This is a genomic window from Microbacterium longlingense (assembly GCF_058349825.2).
Genome location: NZ_JBYRJA020000004.1, coordinates 141,076 through 157,462 on the forward strand (window position 1 = coordinate 141,076; position 16,387 = coordinate 157,462).

The following is a 16,387-nucleotide window of genomic DNA, read 5'->3' on the forward strand; positions in this document are numbered from 1 at the left end:
ATCGTGCGGAGAGGGCGCCGCGCGCCTCCGCCGCACGATCGTGGCACGCGCGCACTAGCGTGGTGGCATGGCGGACGAGCGGATCGCGGGCTGGAGCGGCCGGATGTGGGGGAGCGGCGACACCGCGCGCCTGCTGCGGCCGCCGGGGCCCACGGATGACAAATACACCCGGGGGGTGGTCGCCTTGCGCACCGGATCCCCGCGCTATCCGGGTGCCGCCGTGCTGGGCGTCGAGGGGGCATGGCGCTCCGGAGCGGGGCTGGTCCGGTGGGTCGGGGACGCCGACATCGGCCGCCTCGTGCTTGCCCGGCGTCCCGAGACCGTGCTCGGAGCAGGACGTGCTGGCGCCTGGGTGATCGGCTCCGGCACGGATGCCGCAGACCGCACGCCGGCGGAGGAGGCGGCGCTGCGGGAGATCCTCGACGGTGATGCGCCGGTGGTCGTGGACGCGGGCGCGCTCGACCTGGTGGCTGAGACCCCGGGGCGACGCGCCCCGGTGGTGCTCACGCCGCACGCCGGGGAGCTCGCGCGGATCCGCGAGCGGCTCGGGCGCTCACCGGCCGCGATCGCCGGAGACCGGGGTGCGCGCGTCGCCGCAGCGCGCGAGACCGCGGCGGCGCTGGGCGCCGTGGTGCTGCTCAAGGGCGCGGAGACCGTCGTGGCCGACCCGGCCGGCTGGGTCGAGCTCGTCGATGCCGGCACCGGGTGGCTGGCCACCGCGGGGACGGGTGACGTGCTCGCCGGAATCATCGGGACGGTGACGGCCGGTCTCGGATACAGCGGCTTCGCGGCCCTCGGAGAGGCTGCCGCGTCTGCCGCATGGCTGCATGGTCTGGCGGCCAGGATCGCCTCCGGCACGGTGACCGGCGGGGCCGGCCACCCGATCGTCGCCCTCGACGTCGCCGCGGCCGTGCCGTACGCGATCGCCGACGTGCGAGAGAACCACGGGAGGTGACCACCCGCGTGCCGATCCGCACGCCGGAACCCCGGCGCACCCTGCTGCTGCTGTGGACGCTGTTCCTCGGCGTGCACCTCGTGCACGGCGCGCTCGGCTGGTTCGTCGTGGGGGAGCCTGTGCTGGACGACGTCGTCGAGGTGTACGCACCGTGGGCACGGGATGCGGTGGCCGGCGCCGGCGTCGTCGGCATCACCGAGACCTGGGTGTACCCGCAGCTCGCGCTGGTGCCCATGCTCCTCGCGCACGGGCTCGCGATCCCCCTCGCCCCGCTCGCGGGGGATGCGGCGTTCGGGGTCGCGTGGCTCGTGCTGGTGACGGCCGTGGACGCCCTGGCCTTCGCCGTGCTCCTCGGCGACGGCGCAGCGCGCTCCCGGCGGGCCGCTGCCGTGTTCTGGTGCGCCGCCCTGCTCGTGCTCGGGCCCGTGGCGCTGTACCGCATCGACGCCGTCACCGTGCCGCTCGCGGTGCTCGGCGGGCTGCTGCTCGTGCGGCGCCCGGCGGTCGGCGGGCTGGTGCTCGCGATCGCCGGGTGGACCAAGGTCTGGCCGGTGGCGCTGGTCGCCGCGGTCGCCGGGGACCCGCGCCGCGGCCGACCCGCCGTGCTGGCAGCGGCGGCGCTCAGCGTGCTGATCGTCGCCGGGCTCTTCTTCGCCGGCGCCGGGCCGCACCTCTTCGGCTTCCTCACCACCCAGACCGGGCGCGGCCTGCAGATCGAGGCTGTTGCTGCGACGCCGTTCCTGTGGGCGGCGCTCGCGGGCCATGTCGCGGTCGGCTTCGACCCCGACATCCTCACCTATCAGGTGAGCGGCCAGGCAACGGCGGCCGTCGCCGATGCGCTCACCCCGGTGATGATCCTGTCCCTGCTCGCGCTCGCCGCGGCCGGGGCGGTGCGGATGCGGCGCGGCGGTTCGTTCGCGCGGATCCTCCCGCCGCTGTCCGCGTCGCTCGTGCTCGTGCTGATCGTGACGAACAAGGTGGGCTCGCCGCAGTTCCAGACGTGGCTGATCGCGCCCATCGCCCTCTGGCTGGTGTGGGACCGCCGGGGGGCGATCGTCCCCGCCGGGATCACCCTCGCGATCGGACTGGCGACCTTCGTCGTCTATCCGATCTGGTATCACGGTCTCTTAGAGGGCAACGGGTTCGTCGTCGCCCTCCTCACGGCCCGCAACGTCGGGCTGGTCGCACTGCTTGTGCTGTGCGTCGTCCGCCTGTCCACCATCCATCGCTTCCCAGGAGGAAACCATGCTGATCGCCTTCTCCGTCGCACCGTCCGGCAACGGCCGTGACGACGGCTCCGTCCACGACGCCGTCGCCGCCGCCGTCCGTGTCGTCCGCGACTCCGGGCTCCCGCATCGCACGACGAGCATGTTCACCGAGATCGAAGGTCCCGACTGGGACACCGTGATGGACGTCGTCAAACGCGCCACCGAGGCCGTGATGCCGTTCGGGTCGCGCGTGTCTCTCGTGCTCAAGGCCGACATCCGTCCCGGCTACGCCGGCGAGCTGGATGCCAAGATCGACCGGCTCGAGCGCGCGATCGGCGACGCGGAGGACTGAGGCCGGAGCGGGGGCGCCGTCGCGGGACGGTCACGTCGAATCGTTTCGGTGCTGCGGTCCGGGAGGGCGTAAGCTGGCGCGATGACCTCCTCGACCGTCGCGAGGGGTGCGGCGCGGCGGGCGCTCCTCGCCCTCGCCATCGGCAGCTTCGGCATCGGCATGACCGAGTTCGTCGCGATGGGCCTGCTCCCGGAGATCGCCCGCGACCTGCTGCCGACGCTGTGGCAGGCGTCCCCGGAAGCGGCTCTCGGCCAGACCGGCCATCTGATCTCGCTCTACGCGCTGGGCGTGGTCATCGGCGCGCCCACGATCGCCGGCGCGGTGGCACGGTTCCCGCGGCACCGCGTGATGATCGTGCTCGCGCTCGCCCTGCTCGTCTTCAACGGACTGGTCGTGATCGCCCCGACCTTCGAGACCGTGGCGGCTGCGCGGTTCCTGGCCGGTCTTCCTCACGGGGCGTACTTCGGCATCGGGGCGCTGGTCGCTGCCGATGTCATGGGACCGGGAAACCGGGCCAAGGGCGTGGCGTTCATCCTCACCGGCCTCACGCTCGCGAACGTCATCGGCGTGCCCGTCGGCACGCTCCTCGGGCAGCAGGTCGGCTGGCGCGCCGCCTTCGCCGTCGTGGCCGGGGTGTTCGCCATCGCTCTCATCGCCATCGCGCTGTTCGTGCCGGCCCACCCGGGTGAGGCAGGGCGCACGATGCGCGCGGAGCTGGGGGTGTTCCGCATCGGCCAGGTCTGGGCGGTGCTCGCGGTCGGGGCGATCGGGTTCGGCGGTTTCTTCGCGCTCTACAGCTACATCTCTCCGCTGGTGACCGATGTCGCCGGCGGGTCGCAGCGGGCTGTTCCGCTGGTGCTGGTTGTGATGGGCATCGGGATGACGGTGGGCAATCTGCTCGGCGGCTACCTCGCGGACCTCGATCTGCGCCGTACCCTGCTGTGGGGTCTGGTGGTGATGGGCGTGGTGCTGGTGGCACTCGCGCTGACCGCGTCGTGGATCGTGCCTCTGGTGGGCTTCGTGTTCGCCACGGGGGTGGCCTCGTCGGTGCTGAGCCCGGCCATCCAGACCCGCCTGATGGACGTGGCGGGCGACAACCAGTCGATCGCCGCGGCCCTGAACCACTCGGCGCTCAACATCGGCAACAGCCTGGGTGCCTTCCTCGGCGGCATGGTCATCACCTGGGGGTGGGGCTTCACCGCGCCCGCGTGGACCGGAGCGGTGCTCGCCGCGCTGGGCCTGCTCCTCGCCCTGGCCTCCTATCGAGCCGAATCCCGCCTCGCCGTCCCCGCGGTTCCCACCCCCGCGTGACCCTCGCCCGCGGCGAGCGTGGCTGCGTGGGCAGGGGGCAGGGTGCGGGTCAGGAGGTGAGCAGGCGGGAGAGGTGGAAGCCGACCTCGGGGATCTCGATCAGGAAGCCGTCGTGCCCGAAGTCGCTCGAGATCACCACCGCACGGTCGCCGTCGAGCGTGCCCGGCACGCTGCGCGCGATGCGGTGCTGACCGTCGACCGGAAACAGGCGGTCGCTGTCGATGCCGAGCACGAGCGTGCGCGCAGTGACCCTGTGCAGGGCCTCCTCAACCCCGCCGCGGTCGCGGCCGACGTCGTGCGAGCTCATCGCCTCCACGAGGGTGAGGTAGGTGTTCGCGTCGAAGCGGCGCGTGAACTTGTTGCCGTGGAAGTCGAGGTAGCTCTCCACCGCGAACCGACCGCCGTGACCCAGCGGTGACACATCGGACTGCCAGGTGCGCTGAAAACGCTGGTTCAGCTCGATCGGCGTGCGGTAGGTGAGCATCGCCATGCGCCGCGCGAGCGCGAGCCCGCGGTGCGGTCCCTCGCCGTCCGGCGCATCGTAGTACTCGCCGCCCTGGAAACGCGGGTCGGTGCGCAGGGCCTCCAGCTGGAGCCCGTTCAGCGCGATCTGATCGGCGGTGCTCAACGGGGGAGCGGCGATGAGGGCGAGCCGCTCGACGCGCTCCGGGTGCGTGACCGCCCACTCGAGCGCGTGCATCCCGCCCATCGAGCCGCCCACGACGGCCGCCCACGCCTCGATGCCGAGGTGGTCGGCGAGGAGGCGATGCGCCTCGACCTGGTCGCGGATGGTGAGATACGGGAAGCGGGACGCCCACTCCTGGCCGTCCGGGGCGACGCTCGAGGGTCCGGTCGAACCCTGGCAGCCGCCCAGCACATTGGGAACGACGACGAACCAGCGGTCGGTGTCGATCGGCCGCCCCGGGCCGACGATCTCGTCCCACCATCCGTCGGTCGGGTGTCCGGGTGCTGCGCTGCCGTGAGCATGGCTGTCTCCGGTGAACGCGTGCGCGATGAGCACCGCATTGTCGCGTGACGGGCTCAGCTCGCCCCAGGTCTCATAGGCGATCCGGATGCTGGGCAGAGACTGCCCCGACTCGGTGCGGAACGCGCCGAAGGTGGCGAACAGGCGCTCGCCCACCGGGTCTCCGTCGCGCCAGGCGCCGGTCACCGGTGGGCGGGCGCGGAGCAGACGCACGTCGGCCTCGGTCACCGGGGCGGAGGGAACCGTGTCCTCGGAGATCTGCCAGTCCATGCCTCTATCTTCGCGTGCAGCGGGGCGGAAGCCGACAAGGTTACGCCGGCGCCGCACCACAACAGGCAAACGGCACCAGAACAGGCAGCCCCCAGGCCATTCGGCCTGCGGTGGTGACGTTTGCCTGTTCTGGTGCCGTGCCTCCGGCGGACGTCAGGCGCGGGCAGACTCCGCGACCTCACGTGCGGCGGCGAGCGCCTGCGCGAGGTCGGCCTTGAGGTCGTCGACGTTCTCGAGCCCCACCGACAGCCGCACCAGGCCCGGGGTCACGCCGCCGGCGAGCTGCTCCTCCGGAGAGAGCTGCGAGTGCGTGGTGGATGCCGGGTGGATGACGAGCGAGCGCACGTCGCCGATGTTGGCGAGGTGGCTGAAGAGAGTGAGGTTGTTGACGAACTCGCGGCCGGCCTCGACGCCGCCCTTCAGCTCGAACGACAGCACAGCGCCCACGCCCTTCGGGGCGTACTCGTTGGCCTTGGCGTACCAGGGCGACGAGGGAAGGCCGGAGTAGTTCACCGACGCGACGTCGTCGTGGTCGTCGAGCCACTCGGCGATCTCCTGCGCGTTCTGCACGTGGCGCTCGATGCGCAGCGACAGCGTCTCGACGCCCTGGATGAGATTCCAGGCGCTCTGCGGCGAGATGGCGGAGCCGAGGTCGCGCAGCAGCTGCACGCGCGCCTTGATGATGTAGGCCAGGCCGTCGCCGACCGCCGTGGTGTAGCTGGCGCCGTGATAGGACGGGTCCGGCACGGTCAGGCCGGGGAACTTGTCGACGTTCTTCGACCACTCGAACGTTCCGCCGTCGACGATCGCGCCGCCGATGGTGGTGCCGTGACCGCCGAGGAACTTCGTCACGGAGTGGATCACGATGTCCGCGCCGTGCTCGAAGGGGCGGATCAGGTACGGGGTCGCGATCGTGTTGTCGACGATCAGCGGGATGCCGTTCTCGTGAGCGATGTCGGCGATCGCGCGGATGTCGAAGACGTTGATCTTCGGGTTGCCGATGGTCTCGCCGAAGAACAGCTTGGTGTTCGGGCGGACGGCGCGGCGCCACTCCTCGAGGTCGTCCTGGTCCTCGACGAAGGTGACCTCGATGCCGAGCTTGCCGAGGGTGTACTTGAACAGGTTGTAGGTGCCGCCGTAGATCGACGAGGACGACACGATGTGGTCGCCCGCCTGGGCGATGTTGAGCACCGAGAACGTCGCCGCAGCCTGGCCGCTGGCGAGGACGAGGGCAGCGGTGCCCCCCTCGAGCGCGGCGAGCCGCTGCTCGAGCACGTCCTGCGTGGGATTCTGGATGCGGGTGTAGATGTTGCCGAACTCCGCCAGGGCGAAGAGGTTCGCTGCGTGGTCGGCGTTGTCGAAGACATACGACGTGGTCTGGTAGATCGGCGTCGCGCGAGCCTTCGTGACCGGGTCGGGGGCGGCTCCGGCGTGGATCTGCTTCGTCTCGAAGCGCCAGTTCTCAGGTGCGGACATGATCTTCCCTCTCGGGCTGGCGCCCTGCGGGAGGGCGGTGGTTCAGGTCGTCGCCGGGGGTTGGGGACGTGAGACGAGAGTATGGTGCTAGCGCATCCGGGGCAAAGCAGCGGACATGTGACGTAACACGTGCGATCCCGGTCGTGGGGCGGCAGAAGAGCCCGTCGATTCGTCGTACGGTGGAGGCATGTCGACTGACCAGCACCGCAGCCGCCCCCTGGAAGCCCTCACCCGCCGTGCCGTCGTCACGGGCGCGAGCTCGGGAATCGGCGCTGCCACGGTGCGCGCTCTCCGCGCCTCGGGGTGGGACGTGGTGGGGGTCGCGCGCCGCGCCGACCGGCTGGAGGCCCTCGCGGCGGAGACCGGTGCGCATGTCATCGCGTGCGACGTCACCGCGGAGGGGGCGGTCGCGGCGCTGGTCGAGGAACTGGGCGATGAGATCCATGCCCTCGTCCATGTCGCCGGTGGTGCGCGCGGCACCGACCATGTCGACGCCGCGGCCGCCGAGGACTGGCGGTGGATGTATGAGCTCAACGTGATCGCGGTCCAGCACCTCACCGCCGCGCTCATGCCGGCCCTGCGTCGCGGGGCGGAGGCTACCGGGCACGCCGACACCGTCTTCGTCACGTCGACGGCCGCGCAGCAGGCGTACCCAGGCGGCGCGGGCTACAACGCCGCGAAGGCCGCTGAGGCGATGATCGCCAGGGCTCTGCGGCTGGAGCTGCACGGCGAACCCATCCGGGTCGTGGAGGTGGCTCCGGGGATGGTGCGCACCGACGAGTTCACGCGCAACCGCCTGGGCGGAGACCAGGCTGCGGCGGACGCGGTCTACGCCGGTGTCGAGGCTCCGCTGCTCGCCGAGGACGTCGCAGACATCATCCGCTATGCGCTCGACGCGCCGGCCCATGTCAACCTCGATCTGATCACGGTGCGGCCGGTCGCCCAGTCGGCGCAGCATCTGCTCGCCCGCGGGCCGCTGCGTGTGCGGGGGGAGTGAGCGCGCGTGGCGATGACGCTGCCGGAGCTCGCCGACGCCGGCATGATCGACCCCGGCTGGGCGCAGGCCCTCGCGCCGGTGGGCGACCTCATCTCGGCTCTGGGGGAGCGCCTGCGCGGCGAGGTCGCTGCGGGCCGGCCGTATCTTCCGGCCGGGCGTGACGTGCTGCGGGCGTTCCAGCGGCCGCTCGACGATGTCACGGTGCTCATCGTCGGCCAGGACCCGTATCCCACACCGGGCCATCCGATCGGACTGTCCTTCGCCGTGGACGCGCAGGTACGTCCGATCCCGCGCAGCCTCGACAACATCTACCGCGAGCTCGAGACGGATCTCGGCATTCCCCGCGCCGCGCACGGCGATCTGTCCGCGTGGAGCGATCAGGGGGTCATGCTGCTCAACAGGGTGCTCACGGTGCGTCCTGGTGCTCCCGCGTCGCACCGCGGCTGGGGCTGGGAGACGGTGACCGAGCTCGCGATCCGCACGCTCGTCGCCCGCCAGCAGCCGCTCGTGGCGATTCTGTGGGGCAAGGACGCCGCGGGTCTGATCCCGATGCTCGGGCCGACGCCGTCGATCTCGTCGCCGCATCCGTCTCCGCTGTCCGCGAGTCGCGGCTTCTTCGGTTCTCGCCCGTTCTCGCGGGCGAATGCGCTGCTGGAACAGGCCGGCGCCGCACCGATCGACTGGCGGGTGGGCGACCCGCCTGGCACGGGGGCGGTGTGAGCGCACGCTGGGCGCGTGCGGCCAGACCGCGGGCGACGCGGGCGCTGCGCGGGCGGGCGGATCGGCGCGCCGACGTCGTGATCCGCCCGGCCATGCCGGGGGATCTCGCCGGCGTCCGAGCGATCTACAACCACTCTGTGCGCACGTCTCTCGCGGCCTGGGACCACCGGGGCACGGGCGCGGGCTTCTGGCGGGCGAAACATGAGGCTCTCACCGTCCGCGGCCTGCCGTTCCTGGTGGCGGCAGACCGGCGGGGCCGGATCCTCGGCTACGCGCTCGTCCAGCCCTGGTCGGCCAAGCCCGCGTATCGGCGCACGGTGGAGAACTCGATCTACCTGGCGCCGGATGCCCGCGGCCGGGGTGTGGGTCGCATCCTCCTGGAACGGCTGGTGGCGGCGTGCGCGAACGCGGGAGTCCGTGAGATCGTGGCCGCGATCAGCGACACGGGAGCGGAGTCCTCGATCGTGCTGCACTCCCGGTGCGGCTTCGTCGAGCGAGGCAGGATGGCGGGGGTCGGGGAGAAGTTCGGCCGGCGGCTGGGAGTGATCTATCTGCAACGGAGCCTGCGATAGGGCCGTCGTTCCCTGTCGTGCGCATGCCTCGCGCGCCCAGCCCGGTTTCCGCCGCGCGGCGCGCGCATGTGCGAGCCGGGGTCACGCGACCGCGTGCGGCTACCGGCCCGGGATGACCGGAATCGCGGCGAGGAGCCGGCGCGTGTCGTCGTGCCGCGGGCTCAGCAGCACGTCCGTGGTGGCGCCGCGCTCCACCACCCGGCCGTCCTTCATGACGGCGACGGTGTCGCAGAGGTTCTGCACCACGCCGATGTCGTGTGAGACGAGCAGGAGCGTCAGCTCCTCCTCGCGACGCAGGGTGTGCAGCAGCTCGAGGATCTGAGCGCGCACGGTCACGTCCAGCGCCGACATCGGTTCGTCGCCGACGAGGATGCGCGGTCGGTGCACGATCGCCCGTGCGATCGCGATGCGCTGGCGCTGGCCGCCGGAGAACTCATGCGGGAAGCGATCGGCCATCTCCGGATCCAGCCCCACCTGGGAGAGCACCTCGTGCACGCGTTCGCGTCTGTCGCCGGGGATGCCGAGCGCCCACAGCGGTTCGCCCACGATGCGCCCGACGCTCATCCGCGGGTCGAGGGAGGCGTAGGGATCCTGGAAGACGAGTCCGGTCTGCCGGCGCAACGCGTGCAGGGAGCGGGCGGGCGCGGAGGCGTCGACCTCCGCCCCGTCCACCCGGACGGTGCCGGCGGTCGGGGTGTCCAGGCCGAGGAGCAGCCGCACGAGGGTCGATTTGCCGGAGCCGGACTCGCCGATGATGCCCAACGACTCGCCGGCCTCGACGTCGAGATCGGTCGGGTGCAGCACGGTCCGCTCCGTCGCGCGCGAGAACGGCGTGCGCCGGGAGGCACGGTATGCGCGGGAGAGTCCCCGCGCCTCGATCAGGCTCATCCGGTCTCCTCCGGCTCGTGCGGGGCGTCCCCGGCTGCGGGGTCCTGGCCGATCGGCCGATCCCCGAGCGGCACCGATCCGGTCTCGCCTGGTCTCCACAGCGTGGCGGTCGCATCGCGCAGCAGCGCCTGGGTCACCGCGGAGGACGGCGACCGGAGGAGCTCGGCCACGGAGCCCTGTTCGACGATGCGACCGTGTTCGAGCACGACCCCGTGGGTGGCCACCTGGGCGAGCACGGCGAGGTCATGGGTGATGAACAGCAAGGACATGCCCTCTTCGTCGACGAGCCGCAGCAGCAGCCGCAGCACCTCCGCCTGGATCGTCACATCCAGTGCCGTGGTGGGTTCGTCGGCGATGAGCAGGCGCGGGCGCCCGGCGAGCGCCATCGCGATCGCGGCACGCTGTCGCTGCCCGCCGGAGAGCTGGTGGGGGTAGCGGGTGACGATCTCGGCGGGGTCGGGCAGGCGCACGCGTTCCGCTTCGGCGACGGCCCTGGTCAGTGCGGCATGGCGTCCGAGCTTCTCGTGGATGCGCACGACCTCCGCGATCTGGTTCCCGATCGTGCGGATCGGGTTCAGCGCCGTCCGCGGCTCTTGGAACACGATGCCGATCTGGTCGCCGCGGAATCGTGCGAGCTCGCGATCGCTCATGCCCACCAGCTCGGTGTCGCCCCAGCGAATGCTGCCGCTCACCGTCGCGCCGTCGGGGAGAAGCCCGAGCACGGCGAGAGCCGTGAGCGACTTGCCGGACCCGGACTCCCCGATGAGCCCGACCCGGGCGCCGTCCGGCACGGCGAAGCTGATGCCGTCGATGAGCCGCCGGCCGTCGATCTCCACGGCGAGGTCGGTGACCTCGAGCCTCATGCGACCACCTCCGGGACATGCGAGCGCGGGCCGTGCTCGCGGGGCTGCTGGCGCAGCGTGGGGTCGGTGGCATCGCGCAGTGCGTCGCCGAGCAGGTTGAGCGCGAGGACGGTGAGCGTGATCGCGAGCCCCGGCCAGATGACGGAGAGCGGGTGGATGGCGATGTAGCGCTGCACGTCTGCCAGCAGGATGCCCCAGGACGGCTCGACGACCGATGCGCCGAATCCCAGATATGACAGGCCCGCCTCGGCGAGCACGGCCACCGCCATCGACCACGACAGCTGCACGATGAACACCGGCGCGACGTTGGGCAGGAGGTGGCGCACGAGGTTCTGCATCGGGGTGAGCCCGGACGCCCGCCCGGCGAGCACGAAGTCGCTCTGCTGCACGCGGCGCAGCTCCGGGCGCGTCACCCGGGCGATGTTGACGCCGAAGCCGATGCCGACCGACCAGATCACCACCCACAGCGAGCCGCCCCACACGGCGGAGACCATCATCGCGATCAGAAGCGTCGGGAAAGCGATGAGCATGTCGACGAGGACAGCCACCCCCTCCCGCATCGGCCGGGGGGTGAGCGCGCCGAGGGCGGCGAGGGTGATTCCGATCACGGTCGCCAGCACGCCGGCGCCGATCGCCACGAACACCGCCGTCTGCGCTCCGGCCATGATCAGGCTCAGGATGTCGCGCCCGGTGCCGTCCGTGCCGAGCAGGTGCGGCCAGCCCGGCAGCTGCCAGCGGCGTGCGATCGAGGCGGACTTCGGGTTGAACGGGGTCCAGAACAGCGAGACGGCCGCGGTCACGGCCACGACGCCGAGCACGATGATGGCGAAGCGCCCCGGGGCGCTGCGCCACAGGCGCCTGGCCCAGCCGGACGTGATGCGCCGGCGTGCCGCGGCGTTCATGAGGCCTCCCTCTGGCGCGGGTCCACCATGCGGTGGACGATGTCGACAGCGAAGCCGATGATCAGCACGAAGCTGGTGAGCACGAGGAGCTCTCCCTGTACCTTGACCAGGTCCCTGGTCCCGACATCCGTCACCAGCATGCGCCCGATCCCCGGCAGCGTGAACAGCTGCTCGATCACCACGGACCCCACCACGATGCCCGCCACCTGCAGACCGAGCACGGAGACCACCGAGAGGCCGACCGCGGGGATGCCGTGCCGGATCAGCGCGGCGCGGCGGGTGAGGCCCTTGGCCGCGGCCGTGCGCACGAAGTCCTGATCGGCGGCGGCGAGGGTGGCGCTGCGCACGAAACGCATCAGCATCGCGCCCTCGACGATGCCGATCGTGAGCGCAGGCAGGAGCAGGGAACGCAGAGCCGCCCCCGGCTGCTCCCATCCCGCGCGGGGAAAGCCCTGCGCCGGCAGCCATCCCAGCCACACCGCGAACACGACGATCAGCATCATGCCTGCCCACACCACCGGCACAGCGGCGAGCGCCTGCGCGCCGACGCTCATCAGCGTGCCGCTGCGGCGGCCGCGCTGCAGTGCCGCCAGGACCCCGAAAGGGGCGGCGATGAGCAGGGCGATCGCCATGGCGATCAGGCCGAGCGGCACGGTGACCTGGGCCTTGGCGAGCAGCTCGGCTCCTACCGACGTCCCGGTGATCATGGATGTGCCCAGGTCGCCGGTGATCACCCCGCCCATCCAGTCGAGATACTGCTGGGCCAGCGAGCGGTCCAGTCCCAGCGAGATGCGGATCGCGTCGATCTGTTCCGGGGTCGCCTTGGTGCCGGCGATGATCTGCGCGACGTCACCCGGGAGCACGCGCAGCGTGAAGAAGATGACGATGCTGGCGACGAGGAGCCCGGCGATGAGCAGGGCTCCTCGTGTCAGCGCATAGCGGAGCACGCGGTTATCGGATCTGTCGCGCTCGCCGGATCACTCCGCGGCGACGGTGACGTCCGCGAGGTTGATGCGGGAGTTGACGGAGTTCACCGGGAAGCCGGAGACCGTCGGCACGTGCGCGGTGATGGTCGCGCCGTTGTAGAGCCAGTCCGCGGCGTGATCCTCGGAGACCAGCCGGGCGGCCTCGGCGAGCAGCTCGGCGGATCGGTCGGCGTCCAGCGCGCCGATCGCCTGCTGGTAAAGCTCTTGCACCTGGGGGTTGTCGTAGCCGAAGTAGTAGTCGGGGTCGGCGAAATTGCTGACGTCGCGCGGCTCGACGTGCAGGACGAAACTGAGGTCGTAGTCCTTGTTGGCGTAGACATCGGTGAGCCAGGTGCTGAAGTCCACCGGGTCGACCGTGAGCTCGACGCCGACCGCGGCGAAGTCAGACACCAGCACCTGGGGCACGGTCGTGCCGTAGAAGCTCGGGATCGTCAGCGTCAGCGCGAGGGAGGACTGGCCGGCCTCGGCGAGGAGCTCCTTGGCGCGGGCCGGGTCGTACGGGGCGACGTCTGCGAGATCCTCGTATCCGGGGTCGAGGTCGGGGATCGGCCCGTAGAGGGTCTGGCCGGACCCGATCGCCTCGATGAGGGCGTCGTGGTCGATCGCCAGACGCAGCGCCTCGCGGACGCGCACGTCGTCGAGCGGGGCCTTGGCGTTGTTGAACGCCAGCGTCGCCTTGTCGGTGGTGCGACCGGTGGTCAGGATGAAGTCGCCGGACTTCTCCAGCTGCGGTGCGAGGTTCGGATCGACGGCGGTGAGGACGTCGAGGTCCCCGCCGAGGGCGGCATTGACGCCCGCGGTGAAATCGGGGATGTACTGGAAGACGACCTCGGCGAGGTTTGCCGGCGTGCCCCAGTAGGCGTCGTTGCGCACGAGGGTGATCGAGCTGCCGGTGTTCCAGCGCTCGAGCTCGTACGGCCCCGTGCCGTTGGCGCCGGTCTTCAGGTCGGTGGTGTCGTTCGCCTCGAAGACGAGGCCTGCCGGTCCGGTCAGGGCGAACAGGAAGTTCTGGTTCGGCTCGCTGAGCGTGATCACCACGGTCTGCGGATCGGGCGCGGTGATGCTGGCGACCCCGGCGAAATCCTTGTAACCCTGGACGGTCGCGTCGGACTGCACGGTCTGGAACGACCCTACCACGTCCGCGGACGTGAGCGCTGCCCCGCTGTGGAAGGTCACGCCCTCCTGCAGGGTGAAGGTGTAGGTGAGTCCGTCGTCCGAGACGTCGTATGCGGCGGCGAGGAGCGGAATGATCTCGTTCTCCTGCGTGCGCGTGACCAGACCCTCGTAGACGTTGTCGATCAGGATCTGCTCCAGCGCCGCGCCGGAGGTGTGGCGGATGTCCAGGTTCGACGGCTCGAGCACGAGTCCGACCGTGAGCGAGGCGTCCGGGTCGGCGGTGCCCTGGGCGGGAGACGGGCCGGGGCCTGTCGGCGTGGCGCCGGTGCAGGCGCTCAAGGCGAGCGCGGCGGCGAGGACGGCGGACGCCGCTGCGAGGCGGCCGGAACGGCGCGGGTGGGGGGTGCGGGACATCTGTGGACCTCTCGTGATGTCTGTCTGGGGCGGATGTCTGGTGTGTCAGTGAGCGTGGGGCGCGGCGAGCAGCGGATCGAGGACGCGGGCGATCTCGGCGTACGCGGTCTCTTGCAGGTTGTGCGGCCCGGTGATTGTCTCGATCCGTGCGTCCGGTCGGTGTGCGAGGAACGCCGCCGCGTCGCCGTCGGTCAGGAAGCCGTCTGTGGCGCGCAGCAGCCAGACCGGACCCGCCGCGGCGGCCAGGTCCGCCCAGCCGTCCGCCGTGCGGTGGCCGCCGAGCAGACGGTCGGTGAGGTGGGCGAAGTGGTGCTTCCACTCGGCGCGACCGTCCGGCCGGATCCGGGAGTTGAGGAAGACGCCGCGTTCGGCGTCGGAGCGCGTGCCGCCCAACCCGAAGGCGATCGCGCGCTCGAGGATCTCCTCGCGCGAGTCGAAGTCGGTGACGGCGAAGAACGCCTGGAGCCCGGCTGTCGCGTGCTCGACCGACATGGCGGGCGCGGCGTCGACGAGGACGGTCGCTGCCGCGAGTCCGGGGTGGCGTGCTGCCAGCGCGAGCGCAGTGAGCCCGCCGAGGGACTGGCCGACGACGACCACCGGGGCGGTGGTCCACGCCGCCAGGCCGGCGGCGACATCGTCTGCGAGGGAGCGGGGGGTGTAGTCCAGATCCTCGCGCCAGGACGAGTCGCCGTGGCCGGGGAGGTCGATCGCGAGAGCGGGCAGGCCGATGGCCATCACGGTGCTGTCCCAGGTGTGCGCGTTGAGCCCTGCGCCGTGGAGGAAGACGACCAGCGGGACGCCGTCTCCGTAACGGATCGCGCTGAGCGTCCTGCCATCGGGAAGCGCGGTCTGCAGGCGTTCCACCGCCGGGGGGACGGTTCCCTGGCGTTCGGCCTGCTCCGGCAGGAAGGAGAACTCGGAGATCTCTTCTCTGGTCACGGTGCCATTGTGCTCTGCGGGGGAGGAGGTGGTCGTCGTGCAGATCAGAATGACCGTCATAAGAGGAAACAGGCGAGCATTCTGCTCATAGAATGCGTTTCTGATCTTGGTATACGATCTCCGGCGCCGTGCGGCATGACCGTCGAACGGATGTGCGGGCACGGGCGGGACGGAGGGGAGCCCTGCGGCGGGCCGACCTCCTAGGCTGGGGGCATGAGCGAGCCGCGTGTGCACCTGTCCAAGACCTACCGGGAGATCTACGCAGCCCTGGACCAGTTCTCCCGGACGGTCAACGACGCGTGCCGTGACAACGGCATCGACGACCGGCTGAAGGAGCTTGTGCTGCTGCACACGTCCCAGCTGAACGGCTGCGCGTTCTGTGCACGCATTCATGTGGATCGGGCCGTCGAGGCGGGCATCGGCATCGACACGATCGGACAGCTGCCCACGTGGCGCGAATCCCAGGTGTTCAGCGCCCGCGAGCGCGCCGCCCTGGATCTGGCCGAGTCTTTCGCCTTCATCCACCGGGACGGAATCCCCGACGACGTCTACGCGCGCGCCCTCGCGGTCTTCTCGGAGCAGGAGTACGCCGCGCTGAGCTGGGCGTGCGTCAACATCAACGCCTTCAACCGGGTCGTCCTGGCCGGCAGATACGCTGTGCCGCGCCGCGACGGGCAGTGAGGCGGGCGCGGTGACCGTTGTGAACATCCCCGGCGTGCCGAACTTTCGCGACGTCGGTGGCATTCCGGCGGGGAACGGCCGGATCCGCGACCGCGTGCTGTATCGCTCCGGCCAGCTCGCTGCGATCACGCCGCGAGGGCAGCAGAAGGTGACCGCGCGGGTGCGGCGCATCATCGACCTCCGGGCCGACGAGGAGGTCGATGGCGAGCCGACGCGCATCGATGGCATCGAGATCACGCGCGTACCGCTGCTGCTGGGCTCCGTCGCCTCGCTGTTCTCCGACGACATCAGCCTCCCCGGCATGTATCGCGGGATCGTCACGGGGGCATCTGACCGTGTCGTGGCGGCGATGAGAGTGATCGGTGCCGGCGATCCGACGCTGGTGCACTGCACCGTCGGCAAGGATCGCACCGGCGTGACCGTCGCGATCGCCCTCGCGGCGGTGGGGGCAGAGCGCGAGGCGGTCGTCGCCGACTATGCGCTGACCGCCTCGCAGCTGCCGGCGGAGCGCAACAGAGCCGTGGTGTCCTATCTGCGTGCGCGTCATCCGCATGCCGAGCACGTCGTCGCCCTGGCCACGCAGTCTCCCGCCGCGGTGATGCGCGACCTTCTCGCCGAGGTCGACCGGGAGTACGGCTCTGCGGCGGACTACCTCATCGCGCACGGTCTGACCTCGGGCGAGCTCGACCGCCTGCGCGGCGCGCTGGTCGCCTGACCGCCGATCTGCGGCGGGCTGGCCGCGTTACGCCAGG

17 protein-coding genes are annotated in these 16,387 nt (G+C 71.2%); 9 read left to right on the forward strand and 8 right to left on the reverse strand.

What is annotated here, in order from left to right; genetic code table 11:
- The first annotated feature begins 67 nt into the window (after positions 1-67).
- The 4 genes from AC3RXY_RS07450 (at position 68) to AC3RXY_RS07465 (ending at position 3,826) form a co-directional block, all read left to right on the forward strand.
- Entirely contained in the window at positions 68-955 is an 888-nt protein-coding gene (locus AC3RXY_RS07450; protein ID WP_491510269.1) for an ADP-dependent NAD(P)H-hydrate dehydratase, read from the forward strand.
- Positions 952-2,244, forward strand: coding sequence for a hypothetical protein (locus AC3RXY_RS07455; RefSeq protein WP_491510270.1), 1,293 nt, complete (start codon positions 952-954; stop codon positions 2,242-2,244). The genes AC3RXY_RS07450 and AC3RXY_RS07455 overlap by 4 nt, the downstream gene beginning before the upstream one ends.
- The gene (locus tag AC3RXY_RS07460) at positions 2,201-2,515 is read left to right on the forward strand and encodes a thiamine-binding protein (protein WP_491510271.1); all 315 of its coding nucleotides are present in this window, start codon (positions 2,201-2,203) and stop codon (positions 2,513-2,515) included. The genes AC3RXY_RS07455 and AC3RXY_RS07460 overlap by 44 nt, the downstream gene beginning before the upstream one ends.
- Positions 2,516-2,596: 81 nt before the next feature.
- Positions 2,597-3,826: an MFS transporter gene (locus AC3RXY_RS07465; protein WP_491510272.1), complete on the forward strand. Its 1,230-nt coding sequence runs from the start codon at positions 2,597-2,599 to the stop codon at positions 3,824-3,826.
- Between the two features lie 49 nt (positions 3,827-3,875).
- Here AC3RXY_RS07465 and metX read toward each other — a convergent pair whose 3' ends face one another.
- Positions 3,876-5,081, reverse strand: a complete 1,206-nt coding sequence (gene metX / locus AC3RXY_RS07470; RefSeq protein ID WP_491510273.1) for a homoserine O-acetyltransferase MetX — start codon at positions 5,079-5,081, stop codon at positions 3,876-3,878.
- Positions 5,082-5,234: 153 nt separating this feature from the next.
- Positions 5,235-6,557, reverse strand: a complete 1,323-nt coding sequence (locus AC3RXY_RS07475) for a bifunctional o-acetylhomoserine/o-acetylserine sulfhydrylase (RefSeq protein WP_491510274.1) — start codon at positions 6,555-6,557, stop codon at positions 5,235-5,237.
- A gap of 187 nt (positions 6,558-6,744) precedes the next feature.
- On the opposite strand from AC3RXY_RS07475, the gene AC3RXY_RS07480 reads away from it, so the two are divergent.
- Genes AC3RXY_RS07480 through AC3RXY_RS07490 form a run of 3 tightly spaced genes read left to right on the forward strand, consistent with a single transcriptional unit; the run spans position 6,745 to position 8,846 of the window.
- A complete protein-coding gene (locus AC3RXY_RS07480; protein WP_491510275.1) occupies positions 6,745-7,554 on the forward strand; it encodes an SDR family NAD(P)-dependent oxidoreductase in 810 nt (269 codons plus the stop codon).
- Positions 7,555-7,560: 6 nt separating this feature from the next.
- On the forward strand, positions 7,561-8,274 hold the full coding sequence (locus AC3RXY_RS07485; protein WP_491510276.1) for a uracil-DNA glycosylase: 714 nt from the start codon (positions 7,561-7,563) through the stop codon (positions 8,272-8,274).
- Positions 8,271-8,846, forward strand: coding sequence for a GNAT family N-acetyltransferase (locus AC3RXY_RS07490; RefSeq protein WP_491510277.1), 576 nt, complete (start codon positions 8,271-8,273; stop codon positions 8,844-8,846). Before AC3RXY_RS07485 ends, AC3RXY_RS07490 begins: the two co-directional genes overlap by 4 nt.
- A gap of 99 nt (positions 8,847-8,945) precedes the next feature.
- Here the strand turns inward: AC3RXY_RS07490 and AC3RXY_RS07495 are convergent, their stop codons facing one another.
- From AC3RXY_RS07495 to AC3RXY_RS07520, 6 genes are read right to left on the reverse strand one after another with little or no spacing between them, the layout of a single operon-like run.
- Positions 8,946-9,734, reverse strand: a complete 789-nt coding sequence (locus tag AC3RXY_RS07495; RefSeq protein ID WP_491510278.1) for an ABC transporter ATP-binding protein — start codon at positions 9,732-9,734, stop codon at positions 8,946-8,948.
- Positions 9,731-10,597, reverse strand: a complete 867-nt coding sequence (locus AC3RXY_RS07500) for an ATP-binding cassette domain-containing protein (RefSeq protein WP_491510279.1) — start codon at positions 10,595-10,597, stop codon at positions 9,731-9,733. Before AC3RXY_RS07500 ends, AC3RXY_RS07495 begins: the two co-directional genes overlap by 4 nt.
- The gene (locus AC3RXY_RS07505) at positions 10,594-11,499 is read right to left on the reverse strand and encodes an ABC transporter permease (protein WP_491510280.1); all 906 of its coding nucleotides are present in this window, start codon (positions 11,497-11,499) and stop codon (positions 10,594-10,596) included. Before AC3RXY_RS07505 ends, AC3RXY_RS07500 begins: the two co-directional genes overlap by 4 nt.
- Positions 11,496-12,446 (reverse strand): ABC transporter permease, encoded by a 951-nt coding sequence (locus tag AC3RXY_RS07510; RefSeq protein ID WP_491510281.1) that lies wholly within the window; start codon positions 12,444-12,446, stop codon positions 11,496-11,498. The genes AC3RXY_RS07505 and AC3RXY_RS07510 overlap by 4 nt, the downstream gene beginning before the upstream one ends.
- A 30-nt stretch (positions 12,447-12,476) precedes the next feature.
- Complete coding sequence (locus AC3RXY_RS07515) at positions 12,477-14,015, reverse strand: ABC transporter substrate-binding protein (protein WP_491510282.1); 1,539 nt, start codon at positions 14,013-14,015, stop codon at positions 12,477-12,479.
- A gap of 45 nt (positions 14,016-14,060) precedes the next feature.
- Positions 14,061-14,954, reverse strand: a complete 894-nt coding sequence (locus AC3RXY_RS07520; protein WP_491510283.1) for an alpha/beta fold hydrolase — start codon at positions 14,952-14,954, stop codon at positions 14,061-14,063.
- A 213-nt stretch (positions 14,955-15,167) separates the two neighbouring features.
- Here AC3RXY_RS07520 and AC3RXY_RS07525 point away from each other — a divergent pair, with 213 nt between their 5' ends.
- Both AC3RXY_RS07525 and AC3RXY_RS07530 read left to right on the forward strand, forming a co-directional pair.
- Positions 15,168-15,635: a carboxymuconolactone decarboxylase family protein gene (locus AC3RXY_RS07525; protein ID WP_491510284.1), complete on the forward strand. Its 468-nt coding sequence runs from the start codon at positions 15,168-15,170 to the stop codon at positions 15,633-15,635.
- A gap of 10 nt (positions 15,636-15,645) precedes the next feature.
- A complete protein-coding gene (locus AC3RXY_RS07530; RefSeq protein WP_491510285.1) occupies positions 15,646-16,350 on the forward strand; it encodes a tyrosine-protein phosphatase in 705 nt (234 codons plus the stop codon).
- Positions 16,351-16,387: the final 37 nt, after the last annotated feature.

What these genes read in the sequence shown, in the direction of transcription:
- AC3RXY_RS07475 (WP_491510274.1), bottom strand. Translation starts at nt 6,557, where the DNA reads ATGTCCGCACCTGAGAACTGGCGCTTCGAGACGAAGCAGATCCACGCC.
- AC3RXY_RS07500 (WP_491510279.1), bottom strand. Translation starts at nt 10,597, where the DNA reads ATGAGGCTCGAGGTCACCGACCTCGCCGTGGAGATCGACGGCCGGCGG.
- AC3RXY_RS07460 (WP_491510271.1), top strand. Translation starts at nt 2,201, where the DNA reads ATGCTGATCGCCTTCTCCGTCGCACCGTCCGGCAACGGCCGTGACGAC.
- AC3RXY_RS07465 (WP_491510272.1), top strand. Translation starts at nt 2,597, where the DNA reads ATGACCTCCTCGACCGTCGCGAGGGGTGCGGCGCGGCGGGCGCTCCTC.
- AC3RXY_RS07495 (WP_491510278.1), bottom strand. Translation starts at nt 9,734, where the DNA reads ATGAGCCTGATCGAGGCGCGGGGACTCTCCCGCGCATACCGTGCCTCC.
- AC3RXY_RS07450 (WP_491510269.1), top strand. Translation starts at nt 68, where the DNA reads ATGGCGGACGAGCGGATCGCGGGCTGGAGCGGCCGGATGTGGGGGAGC.
- AC3RXY_RS07480 (WP_491510275.1), top strand. Translation starts at nt 6,745, where the DNA reads ATGTCGACTGACCAGCACCGCAGCCGCCCCCTGGAAGCCCTCACCCGC.
- AC3RXY_RS07505 (WP_491510280.1), bottom strand. Translation starts at nt 11,499, where the DNA reads ATGAACGCCGCGGCACGCCGGCGCATCACGTCCGGCTGGGCCAGGCGC.
- AC3RXY_RS07525 (WP_491510284.1), top strand. Translation starts at nt 15,168, where the DNA reads ATGAGCGAGCCGCGTGTGCACCTGTCCAAGACCTACCGGGAGATCTAC.
- AC3RXY_RS07515 (WP_491510282.1), bottom strand. Translation starts at nt 14,015, where the DNA reads ATGTCCCGCACCCCCCACCCGCGCCGTTCCGGCCGCCTCGCAGCGGCG.
- metX (WP_491510273.1), bottom strand. Translation starts at nt 5,081, where the DNA reads ATGGACTGGCAGATCTCCGAGGACACGGTTCCCTCCGCCCCGGTGACC.